The sequence below is a fragment of the Methylomonas rosea genome (assembly GCF_024505055.1).
GTDB classification, from domain to species: Bacteria; Pseudomonadota; Gammaproteobacteria; order Methylococcales; family Methylomonadaceae; genus Methylomonas; species Methylomonas rosea.
Genome location: NZ_JANIBL010000091.1, coordinates 1 through 12,119 on the forward strand (window position 1 = coordinate 1; position 12,119 = coordinate 12,119).

At 49.5% G+C, this 12,119-nt stretch carries 7 protein-coding genes and 2 pseudogenes; 6 read left to right on the forward strand and 3 right to left on the reverse strand.

The genetic code is table 11. The features are described from left to right. Both NP589_RS20245 and NP589_RS20250 read left to right on the forward strand, forming a co-directional pair. Positions 1–255, forward strand: a pseudogene (locus NP589_RS20245) (glycosyltransferase family 2 protein); the annotation flags it as partial. A gap of 136 nt (positions 256–391) precedes the next feature. Continuing rightward, positions 392–1,624, forward strand: coding sequence for a glycosyltransferase WbuB (locus NP589_RS20250; protein ID WP_256608591.1), 1,233 nt, complete (start codon positions 392–394; stop codon positions 1,622–1,624). A gap of 263 nt (positions 1,625–1,887) precedes the next feature. On the opposite strand, the gene NP589_RS20255 is transcribed toward NP589_RS20250, so the two are convergent. Next, positions 1,888–3,573, reverse strand: coding sequence for a GH39 family glycosyl hydrolase (locus NP589_RS20255; protein ID WP_256608592.1), 1,686 nt, complete (start codon positions 3,571–3,573; stop codon positions 1,888–1,890). Positions 3,574–4,050: 477 nt separating this feature from the next. Between NP589_RS20255 and NP589_RS20260 the strand changes: the two genes are divergently transcribed. Beyond that, positions 4,051–4,605 carry a putative colanic acid biosynthesis acetyltransferase gene (locus NP589_RS20260; protein WP_256608593.1) on the forward strand — a complete coding sequence of 185 codons (555 nt, stop codon included), beginning with the start codon at positions 4,051–4,053 and terminating at the stop codon, positions 4,603–4,605. Positions 4,606–4,967: 362 nt separating this feature from the next. Here the strand turns inward: NP589_RS20260 and gltA are convergent, their stop codons facing one another. Continuing rightward, positions 4,968–6,263 (reverse strand): citrate synthase, encoded by a 1,296-nt coding sequence (gene gltA, locus NP589_RS20265; RefSeq protein WP_064008690.1) that lies wholly within the window; start codon positions 6,261–6,263, stop codon positions 4,968–4,970. A 227-nt stretch (positions 6,264–6,490) separates the two neighbouring features. Between gltA and NP589_RS20270 the strand changes: the two genes are divergently transcribed. Further along, the gene (locus tag NP589_RS20270; protein WP_256608594.1) at positions 6,491–7,021 is read left to right on the forward strand and encodes an REP-associated tyrosine transposase; all 531 of its coding nucleotides are present in this window, start codon (positions 6,491–6,493) and stop codon (positions 7,019–7,021) included. A gap of 145 nt (positions 7,022–7,166) precedes the next feature. Then, positions 7,167–11,201 carry a hypothetical protein gene (locus tag NP589_RS20275; protein ID WP_256608595.1) on the forward strand — a complete coding sequence of 1,345 codons (4,035 nt, stop codon included), beginning with the start codon at positions 7,167–7,169 and terminating at the stop codon, positions 11,199–11,201. A 231-nt stretch (positions 11,202–11,432) separates the two neighbouring features. On the opposite strand, the gene NP589_RS20280 is transcribed toward NP589_RS20275, so the two are convergent. Next, positions 11,433–11,639, reverse strand: coding sequence for a hypothetical protein (locus NP589_RS20280; protein ID WP_256608596.1), 207 nt, complete (start codon positions 11,637–11,639; stop codon positions 11,433–11,435). Between the two features lie 279 nt (positions 11,640–11,918). Here NP589_RS20280 and NP589_RS20285 point away from each other — a divergent pair. Continuing rightward, positions 11,919–12,119: pseudogene (locus NP589_RS20285) on the forward strand (hypothetical protein); the annotation flags it as partial.

Genomic DNA, 12,119 nt, shown 5'->3' on the forward strand with positions numbered 1-12,119 from the left:
CGAATAATTAAAGAGAGATTTTATAATCGTTTGCCTTTGTTTATAAGACCCCTATATTATTTTTTTTATAGATATTTTTTAAGGCTTGGCTTTTTGGATGGCGTCGAAGGTTTCGCTTATCACTTTATGCAGGGCTTGTGGTATAGATGTTTGGTAGATCTTAAGTATCTTGAAGCTGAGCGAGTTTTAGACGGAGCAATTACAAATCAGGAAAAGATATCGCGTCTTGAAAAGTTGACAGGGTTCAAATTATGAGGGTGGTGTTTTTTAAATTTATGAGATATCAAGATATTGTTGATGGCTATTGGTCTGAGAGATTAAGTTTTTCCATCAATATGGACAAAAATATACCGGGGCTATAATTGACTCTGTTTTCTAATAGAATGCTCAAATGAAAATTCTCCTTTACGGGCTCAATTACGCTCCGGAACTTACCGGAATTGGCAAATATTCCGGCGAAATGTGTGAATGGTTGGCGGCAAACGGACATGATATCAGGGTGGTATGCGCTCCTCCTTATTATCCTGAATGGCGCATTGGCAGCGGTTATGGGAGTTGGCAATATCGAACAGAGATTATAGGTGGTGTTAGAGTATACCGTTGCCCTTTGTTTGTGCCTAAACAGCCGGTTACCCTAACTCGATTGTTGCATTTAGTTAGTTTTGCGTGTTCAAGTTTTCCGTTGATATTTAGGCAGTGGGCTTGGAAGCCGGATGCAGTTATTTGCATAGAGCCAACTTTCTTTTGCGTCCCAGGCGCCTTGTTGTTTAGTAAATTACGCGGAAGTCGTTCAATGTTGCATATTCAGGATTTTGAATTAGATGCGATGTTGGGCTTGGGGATGGGAAAAGCCGGTTGGACTGCCCGCTTGGCAAAGACGATTGAACGCTGGTGTATGCGCAGGTTCGATATCGTTTCCAGTATTTCGTATAGCATGCTACATAATGCAGAGCAGAAAATCGATGGGAACGAAAAGTTATTTTATTTCCCCAATTGGGTGGATACTGATTTTCTGACGCCGTCTGGAAATCCCAGTTTGTTCAGGCTTCGCTGGAATATTTTGAATACCACTCGAGTTGTACTTTATTCTGGGAACATGGGTAAAAAACAGGGTCTGGAAATAGTTTTACGCGCCGCCAAGGAATTAGAGAGTCAGCCGAATTTGTTGTTTGTAATGGTGGGCGCAGGTGCTGCTCAAAGCGAGTTAATGCAATTGGCCGATCAACTTCAATTGAGTAATCTGAAGTTTTTCCCTTTGCAATCCTACCAAGAGTTGCCCGATCTGATGGCGCTTGCAGATATTCATCTGGTGGTGCAAAAAAAAGGGGCCGCGGATGCAGTTTTGCCTTCCAAATTAACGGCTATTCTTGCCGTTGGCGGAAATTGTGTGTTAACTGCAGAAGCAAATACCGAGCTTGGGCTTTTATGTGAAAAATACCCAGGCATAGCGAAACGTATTGAGCCGGAAAATGCCGAAGTATTGGCGGAATCGTTAAGTTCGATGTTGTCCAGTTTACCGCCCATAAAATCCGGAATCTACAATAAAGTGGCCCGCCAGTTTGCTCTGGATAATCTTAGAAAAGATCGGATATTAAGTAGATTGGTTGAAAAATTGGCTGATTAATTAACTGTTGGCTTAGAGTTGGAGCAGTTAGCTTGTGAGATGCTGGTATTAGGGTCTGCGAGTAAGCGAATCGAATAGCCCTTTGTTCTCAATGTGGGATTCTGCCTTTGTTCCGATAGAGTGCTGGAGTCTTCCGCGCCCTGCGGGTGCTCAATTAAGTTAGCCGCGTTTCATAAAATATTCTGATCACTAAGAGGCTGGCGATTTTATAGAAGCGCGCAGCCCCTTGACGTTCGGTTGAATATCAGATTGAATCAAGCGGCTTAATTTGCGGGAGTTATTTCCCATAATGTCACGGATGAGGGGGCTAAATCGGCGTCCGGTAATGTGACTGATCCGTTAATTACCGGGATTTGTTGCATTCTTGTCGATCTAAGTCCTGTGGCATCTAATATTTGCCATCTACTTAAATTCTTATTCAAATGAATAAAATAGGGGTTGGCGCGTGTTTCGTCCATCACGGATTTAAATACATTGACTTTTGACGCGGTAAAAGGCAGTTTTTTTATGGTTATCCGCGCTTGCTCGGCTGGTGCTAGTTCCTTGACGTTTATGAAATCCCAGTTTTGGTTAAATACCATTACTCCTACTTTCGATTTGTCCGAGCTAGCGATAGCGCCGACAGACCCTTGCCTTACCGGCGAGGTTAAAACTCGTTTGCCGGGTAGTCTGCTTAGCATGGTTGCCACATTATTGAGTGCCTTTGGCGTTATTCCGTTGGAATGTAGTAGGCTGGGCCATCCCCACATGTTTTCCAGCTCGCCTGAATCATTAGCACTCTGATGATCCATGAATGTGAGCAATGCTCCTTCGTCAATGTTGTTTTCGGCTGCATCAAGCACGAAACGGGCTGTCCAGGCGGCTCCGATATTGTTTCCGTTAATTAACGCTTTAGGGATGTTGCGCGTTTCAAAACTTGGGCCCCATTCGGAAAAGTTTATTGGCACATCGGTTAAGCCTAAGTCATTGAGTTGAGTGTGGAGAAAGTCAGCAAGATCGTCGATGGTTGGGTATCTGCCGAAATAAGGAAGGCCCATTAGGGGTTGGACGTTGCCGTAAAAATGAAAAGAAAAGAAATCCAAGCGAGACTTCTGCGCCACAACGCCTTTCAGGAATTGTTCAGCCCAGTTGATTGTCCCGAATCCGCCAAAAGAAAAAGTGGTCATACCTGGCCCGCCAAGCCTAATTTTTAACTCTGGATGCTCTTTTGATAGCTTATTGGTCGCATTAGACCATGCGGCGTAGACTTTTAAGTATTCTGCCATGGCTCTTTTGGATGAATTTCCCAGTTTTTCCGCAAATAGCCAAGCCGACCCTGTAGTATCTGGCTCATTGGCTACTTCAAAATCAGCTTCGGAAAAGCCATTGTCGATAGTTACAAATTTCAAAAAGGCATAGGCATACGCTTCATATGCAGTCCAATCCGCGACGCCATAATGCCTCCCGTTAACCACGCCAGTAGCGATGCTATTTTGCTGAACTTGAGCGACGCCGATATGGGGAATTAGATTGTTGGACTTACAGTTCTCTAGCACCAAGGGCAATCGGCTAGAAAAGCTGAAACGGAACTGTTTGGTGGTTGGGTCAATACTGAGACTGTTTGGCGATTCAACATTCAGTATTCTTGCTTTGGAAATACCAAGTGGCGCCAATCTTTTCATGGGGCCTTTGGAAATAGGGTTTTCCAATGAGGCCTCTTGAAAATAACTGCGCATCAACTTGATGTCTTCATAGCGTGAAACGTTGTATTGTACTTGCGGTTCCACTGTGATAGTTTGGAATGCCTGGCTCTCTGTGAAACTTAGTAACCCCGCTAGTAAAGATAGCAATTTGCCGATATACCTGTAAGAGGGGTGATTGGGAGAAGGCTTCCCGTGTAAGCGGTTTTGGGGGTGTAAGAATAATTTGGTTGACGATAGTTTGCGGTTTCTCAACGCGATCAAGATCATGCCTAGCTCCTTATTTCCGTTGTATCCGGTTTAAGCATAGCACGATTATTCCATAAGGCCTTGATCTTTCACAGATGGTCACAGATTGGGGGAATGGTTATGTTTTGTATATTGGTATTCAGTTGCGTGGGGTTGGTTGCTAAAATAGCCCTCTGCGTGCCATTAAAGTACGTTTGTCGTAGACGTCCATCTGTCGGTCATCGTGATTACGCACTTAATCAGAATTCGCCGCCAAATTAAAATCGCATTAAATATTAGATTTATTTTGAGAGGGATGATAAAAGTCTAAGTTAAGCATTATATACGCAGTATACGTACGAGTTTTATTCGCTATTTTGGAGCTGTCGCTTTATAACTACCAATTATTAGCGGTTGCGTCTTGCCTGAGGTTGCGGTGTTTACTTTCATGGGACGAAAATATTTGTGTTGGTGTAAATCCGCCTCGAACTGGAATTCTCAATTACTAAAAAATATACCGTGGCGCAGCGTCTAAGTCAGTTCGTCTTGCCTAAAAATTTCCGCGCAAAACACGCTGTTATTGTGCAAATCTGGTGGATCGTTCAATCTGTTTTTTTTGCTCGTTCTCCACAGTTTTTATATGGCTGGAGGCGGTTTTTGTTGCGTTTATTTGGAGCAAAAATTGGAAAAAACGTAATCATCAGACCATCCGCGAAAGTTACTTATCCATGGAAATTAACCATAGGCGATAACTCATGGATTGGAGATGACGTGGAGCTTTATACGTTAGGTGAAATTGAAATAGGTAAAAACGCCGTTATTTCTCAAAAGTCATATTTATGTACTGCTTCTCACGATTACACAAAAGAAACTTTCGACATTTATCAGCGTAAGATAGTGATTGAAGATGAAGTTTGGATAGCGACCGATGTTTTCATTGCCCCGGGCATTACTATTGGTAAGTGTGCGGTTGTTGGAGCAAGAAGTACTGTACTGGACGACATGCCAGCAGGAATGGTTTGTGTGGGTTATCCGGCTCGGCCAATTAAGCCACGCGTTTCAACGCACGTTTAAGCTGTTGAAGCTTGATTTTGAAGTCTGGCTTCGGGCCAAATTAAACCGCTGTGCGGCTAAAATTGTTTAGTCTTAAGTCGGCTTGTCAATCAAAGTCGGCATTCGGACCAATATCGAGACTTACGCCACGCTCTCCTTTAAGACAGTCTTCTCAAGTAGACGATTAGGACTGGGGAGAATCAAAAAGTATTTCCTTATTATTAACTAATATAGTCACTCCCGCGAAAGCGGGAGCCCAGTTGCTACAATAGATTCCTGGTTTCGCGGGAATGACGACCAAAGGGAATTTAGGGGCCGGGTTAATAGATTCTGCTCCCCCCTCTCCATTAAGAGAGGGGGGTAGCTTATAAGCATTTGCCCTATCACCGATTAGAAATCGATTTTACATCCCTGGTCGTTACACCTTTATACAACTGGCGCGGACGGCCGATTTTCAATTCAGGATCGGAGATCATTTCGTCCCATTGGGCTATCCAACCCACTGAACGGGCCAGGGCAAAGATCGCAGTGAACATTTCGGTGGGGATGCCCAGCGCGCGCAGGACGATACCGGAATAAAAGTCCACGTTGGGGTAGAGTTTTTTCTCGACGAAGTACGGGTCTTCCAACGCAATCCGTTCCAATTCCATCGCCAGTTTGAACAGGCGGTCGTCGTTCAGATTCAATTCGTCCAGCACTTCGTGGCAGGTTTGCCGCATCAATTTGGCGCGCGGATCGTAGTTTTTGTACACCCGGTGGCCAAAACCCATCAAGCGGAACGGGTCGTTTTTATCCTTGGCTCTGGCGACATACTCGCCAATTTTCGACACATCGCCGATTTCTTCCAGCATGTTCAACACCGCCTCGTTGGCACCGCCATGCGCAGCGCCCCACAGGCAGGCGATACCGGCCGCCACGCAGGCATAGGGGTTGGCGCCGCTGGAGCCCGCCAGACGTACGGTGGACGTGGAAGCATTTTGTTCGTGGTCGGCGTGCAGGATCAGGATTCTATCCAGCGCTCTAACCAAAACCGGGTTGGCCAGATAGTCTTCGCCGGCGTCGCCGTGCATCATGCGCATGAAGTTTTCGGCGTAGCCCAACTTGCGTTTGGGGTAGATAAACGGCATGCCGATGCTGTATTTGTAGCACATCGCCACCATGGTCGGCATTTTCGCGATCAGACGGATGGCCGAGATATAGCGGTCTTCCTTGCAGGTGATGTCCATTACTTCGTGATAAAACGCCGACAGCGCGCCGACTACACCCACCAATACCGCCATCGGATGCGCGTCGCGGCGGAATCCGCTGTAAAATTTAATCAGCTGTTCGTGTACCATGACATGCTGGCTGATAGTGGTGACGAAGCCTTTCATTTCCGAGCCGTTGGGCAGGTCGCCGTTCAGCAGTAGATAACAGACTTCCAGAAAATCGCATTTTTCCGCCAGTTGTTCGATGGGATAGCCCCGATACAACAGCACGCCGGCGTCGCCGTCGATAAAGGTGATTTTTGAAGTGCAGCTGGCGGTGGAGGTGAAACCGGGGTCATAAGTAAAATGGCCGGTCTGCGCGTACAAGGAACGAATATCGATGACGGACGGGCCCATGGTACCTGGCGTGACCGGTAATTCGATAACGCGGTCCTGGTCATCCTGTTTTAACGTCACTTTTTTATCAGTCATGTCAAATTCTCCGGAGAGCTAGCTGTTGAAAAGGGGATGGTTTGTATTCTATTGCAAATAGCGAATAAACACAGCTTTAGATCAGGATTGTTTACGAATTAATAAAAATAGAGATTGTAGGATTGGTTTCGCGTTGCTCTACCCATCCTACAAGTCTAATTTTATGTAATTCCGTAGCATGGGTAGAGCGTAGCGAAACCCATCGTTAACTTCTTAATAGGCTAACCATGACTGAATACCGACGTCATCGAGTCCAAGGTGGCACTTATTTCTTCACGGTAAATCTGGCTGATAGAAGCCAAACACTTCTGACGGATCATATTGAAGTTTTGCGCCTATCCTTGCGTACGGTTAAACAAAAACATCCGTTTACAATAGAAGCTATTGTCGTGTTGCCGGAACATCTGCATGCCATCTGGACTTTACCTGATGGTGACGATGATTTCAGTTTGCGTTGGCGACAGATCAAGTCCGCGTTTTCCAGGCATTTCGAAAGAGGTGAAAAAATTTCCAACAGCCGTATGCTTAAAAATGAGCGAGGAATTTGGCAAAGACGATTTTGGGAGCACCGTATAAAAGACGATAACGACTTTGCCCGGCACGTGGATTACATTCATTTCAATCCGGTGAAACACGGTCATGTCGCAGTTGTTGCAGATTGGCCTTATTCGTCGTTTCATCAATTTGTAAATCAAGGGATTTTGCCAATGGATTGGGGTGGAGTCGCAGGATTGGAAAGTGATTTGGAATTGGAATAGTTGTTTGATGATGGGTTTCGCTGCGCTCTACCCATCCTACGGAATTACATAAAATTAGACTTGTAGGATGGGTAGAGCAAAGCGAAACCCATCGCCAACGCCAATAACCCGGCAAAAAATTAACGGTTTGAAATGGGAGGATATTATGGGACGCGTCGTTTTTGTGTTGTGGTTATTGCTTGGACAGGCGTCTTTGCAGACAGCAAGGGCTTTGGACATGCAAGATGTTCCGGAACCGCTAAAGCCCTGGGTCAACTGGGTGTTGGCCGATGAAACCCAATACCGTTGCCCGTTTTTCTTCGACGATTTTCAGCAAAAGCATTGCGCCTGGCCGGGTGCGCTGCACCTGAATTTACAAGCCAGGCGTGGCAGCTTTATCGCGGACTGGACCGTTTACCGCAAGGATTGGATTATCTTGCCGGGTGACACCCAACATTGGCCGCAAGCCGTCTTAGTCAACAAACAAACCCAGCCGGTCGTGGAAAAAGACGGTAAGCCGGCTCTGCAATTACCGGCCGGCCGTTACCAGATTAGCGGCGAATTTCTCTGGGAAAGTTTGCCGGAACAATTAGCCCTGCCCGAGGCCAGTGGCCTGATTCAGCTCAGCGTCAACGATAAGCCGGTGGCTTATCCGCAAATCAAACAAGGTGCGTTGTGGCTGAATACCGAGAACGGCAATACTGCTGATCGGGAGCAGGATAGGCTGGACCTGCAAGTATTCCGGCAAGTGCTGGACGAGGTGCCGCTGCAGGTCATCACGCGTCTGGATTTGGAAGTGTCCGGCAAGGCGCGGGAAATCGAGTTTCCTTATGCCTTGTTGCCTAACTTTATCCCGGTGGCACTGAATAGCCCATTGCCCGCTCGTCTGGACGGTAACGGGCGATTGTTAGTGCAAGTGCGGCCGGGGCGCTGGAGCATCGATATTCATGGCCGGCACCCGCAAGCTTTGACGCAACTGGATTTGACTATAAAAGATGAGAACTGGCCTGCCGACGAGTTGTGGGCGTTCCAGGCCATGCCTGCCTTGCGCTTGGTGGAGATCAAGAATTTGACCGCGATAGACGGCAGTCAAACCAATCTGCCCGCCGAATGGCGGCATCTGCCCACGTATCAGATAAAGCAAGGCGAGAGCATGGCGATTAAGGTAACCCGCCGAGGCGACCCGGAACCCGAGCCGAATCAACTCATATTGAATCGCACGCTGTGGCTGGATTTCGAGGGCGGCGGTTACACGGTCAGCGATAACATCACCGGCAGCATGAGCCGCGACTGGCGTTTAAATGCACTGCCTGAGCTTGGGTTGGGTCAGGTGCAACTGGATGGTCAGAGTCAATTGATTACCCAGTTGGCCGATGGCAGCCAGGGAGTCGAAGTCCGGCGCGGCACTATCCGACTCAATGCCGATAGCCGGATCGAAGCCGATTTGAATGTCCTCAGCGCCAGCGGCTGGCAACAACGTTTTCAACAGGTGCAGGCCGAGCTCAACATCCCGCCCGGCTGGCGTTTGCTGGCGGCCAGTGGCGTAGATAATGTGCCGAATAGCTGGTTGAACCGCTGGACTTTACTGGACTTGTTTTTGGTCTTGATCGCCGCATTGGCGGTGGGGCGGCTGTGGTCGCCGCAATGGGGCGCATTTGCCTTGCTGAGTTTGGCGCTGATTTGGCATGAGACTGACGCGCCGCGCTTGATTTGGCTGAATGTGCTGGCGGTGTCGGCTTTGCTGCGGGTGTTACCGGCGGGTAGCTTTTGGCAATGGTTGAAATGGTATCGCAACGTCAGCTGGCTGGCGTTGCTGATGCTGACGATTCCGTTCATGATAGACCAGATTCGTATCGGAATTTACCCGCAGCTGGAGCTGCCGGGGCAGCCCATTCAACGCCTGCATGCGATGGCGAGTGCGGCAGCGCCGATGGCGATGCAAGTTGAGCAGATGACGGATGAGTTAATGGCGCCGGAAATGAGTGAGTCCGCCGATGCGGAACGCAGGGTGTTTAAAAAGTCGATAGCTCCCCCTGCCCCGCCCTACGGTGGCAGTGCCAGCAGTTTGCAACGTATCGACCCCGAAGCCAATCTGCAAACCGGTCCGGGTTTGCCGCAGTGGGCTTGGCACAGCGTGCATTTAAGCTGGAATGGCGCGGTCGATAGCGGGCAGCAAATCCGGCTGTGGTATTTGTCGCCGTTTATGATGATGTGGCTGCACTTTGCCCAGGCTGTGCTGGTGGCGGTATTGGTTTTGAAAATGCTCGGTGCTATCGCCAGCAACTGGCGCTTGTCCTTGCCGAGTTTGACCTGTCTGTTGCTGCTGCCGCTGTTGATGTCGCCCAGCAAAAAAGCCTATGCCGATCTGCCCGATGCGCCAATGCTGGAGCAATTGAAAACCCGCTTGCTGCAAGCACCGCAATGTCTGCCCAACTGCGCGCAGATAGCCGACATGCAATTTTTGGTTAAGCCGGAGCTGCTGCGCATCGAATTGCAATTGCATGCACAACAGGATCTGGCGGTACCGCTGCCGGCTCAGCTCGAGCAATGGTTTCCGGAGCAGGTCAGCGTCGATGGCGGCGAGGCGCAAGCCTTGATCCGGCAGGATGACGGCAGTTTGTGGTTGATGGTGACGCAAGGCGTACACAAGGTGGCGATGCAGGGCAGTTATGCCGCGCAGGATAAATTCAGTTTACCGTTACCATTGCCGCCGCAACATGCCGGCGTCAATGCCGACGGTTGGCGGGTGGACGGTTTGTACGAAGACGGCAAGGTTGGACCGCAATTGGAGTTCAGCCGATTGCAACTCGATAATGGGCCGAAAAATAGGCTGCAACAAACTGCCTTGCCGGCCTTTGTAAGGGTGGAAAGAACCTTGCATTTGGGCTTGGACTGGCGCGTGACCACCCGTGTCGAACAATTGGCCGGCGCACTTAGCCCGGTGTTGTTGGAATTACCTTTGTTGCCGGGCGAAGCGGTCACCAGTCAGCAGGTACGAGTCAAGGACGGAAAAGTATTAGTCAACATGGCGGCCGGCCAGGCGACCCTGGAATGGGAGTCTGCGCTGGCAAAAACCGAGCAGTTGGTATTGCAGGCCGCCGATACGCCGCAATGGCACGAGGTGTGGCGCGCCGATGTCAGTCCGATCTGGCATTTGCAGGCCGACGGCATTGCGGTGGTGCATCATCAGGATGGGCAGGGACAATGGCTGCCGGAATGGCGGCCTTGGCCGGGCGAGCGGGTCAATCTGACTATCAGCCGTCCGCAAGCGGTGGCCGGTGCGACTTTGACCATCGATAGCAGCGAATTGACGGTCAAACCCGGACAGCGTAGCGAAACGGTGGAATTGACCTTGAGCATCCGCAGTTCCAAAGGTGGACAACACCCCGTGAAACTACCGGCGCAGGCGGAATTGCAAAGCGTGACGATAGATGGCGTGAGTCAGCCGATTCGTCAGCAAGGCGCGCTGGTGAGTTTGCCGATACACCCCGGCACCCAGCAAATCGTGCTGAATTGGCAAACGGCCAAAGAACCGGGTTTGCTGTTGCGCACACCGCTGGTCGATCTCGGCATTGCCAGCGTTAACAGCCGCATTCAATTGCTGATGCCGCAAGAGCGCTGGCTGCTGTGGACCTTTGGTCCGAAGTTTGGGCCGGCCGCGTTGATCTGGGGCTTATTGATAGTGCTGGCCTTATTGGCGCTGGGCTTGGGTAAGCTGAGTATTACGCCGTTAAAACATTGGCAGTGGTTTTTGCTGCTCATCGGCTTGAGCCAATTGCATATTGCCGCAGCATTTTTGGTGGTGGGCTGGTTGTTTGCATTGGGTTTCCGCGCTGGGCATGCGCCGGAACGGCCGCGCTGGTTCAATCTGGCGCAGATCGGCTTGGCGGGTTTGACGCTGTTGTCCTTGTTGCTGATAGCGATTGCGGTCGAGCAAGGTTTGCTGGGTAGTCCGGATATGCAGATAGCCGGGAATCAATCCTCGGCAACTTTGCTGAATTGGTATCAGGATCGCAATAGCCCGCAGTTGGCCATTGCCACGGTAGTCAGCCTGCCTTTGCTGGCGTACCGGATTTTAATGCTGGCTTGGTCTTTGTGGATGGCCGCAGCCTTGTTGAATTGGCTGCGCTGGGGTTGGAATTGTTTTGCCGGCGGCGGGCTTTGGAAAAAGTCGCCGGTTCAAGTTGTCGAGCCGAAATAATCAGGGGCTAATAGCGTTTTCTCCCTAACCCCACCATCATTAGGCTGCCGTAAAAGATGCCCGTAGGTTGTGTTCCTTCTCCCTCCGTACCCACCGGGCATAAATACCCACTGGGCATAAATACCCATTGGGCATAAAGGAGAAGGTTAGGATGAAGACATATTAAACAATAGGATATTGATTTTTTTATCCCCTCACCCCAACCCTCTCCAGCGTGGAGAGGGGGTTAGTTTAATAGCTCAGCGCCAACTCGTGCTCATCCAGAATTAACCGAACTTTGCCCTGATTCATGTCAGCGTGAGTCGGTCGAGATTTTCCGGACAACAACTGAAGCATTTCCGCCGGCAAGACATGTTCGGAGCCCATCGGAAACTCTTCGCTGTCGATTTTATTGGCGATGCTGCCTCGCGAAAGCATTTCTCTAATTCGATTGAACACAACAAACTCCTCACATAAGCGCAAAAAACATTGGTTCAGTATAGAGCCGGTGCGTGACAAAAATATGACAAGGCATACTGTGTCGTCTGCCCGGAGACCCTTACTTGGAGGGCATTTCGGCGGCGGTCTCTTCGGTTTGTCGCTCGTCTTTTCTGCCCGTAAGGCCCGAACCAGCAGGGCAATATTCTTAATCCGATCATAATCTGCCCTTAATTCTGTTTTAAGGCGGCCTCCCTAGAATTTCCCGCAACTGAATAATTTCCCAACAAGGAGTTGTATATGTTCAGAATGACAAAAATCATGTTGATCGGTTTGTTGGTTTCGTCAGTGGCTTTGGCCGACGACGATTGGGGCGAGCATCGCCATCATCGGCACCACCATCATGGTCACGGTTACGGCCGTGAGTATTACCCGGCTTATCCTGTGGAGCGCGTGTACGTGCCCGAGCGAGTAGTGGAATATGTGCCTATGCAACAGCGT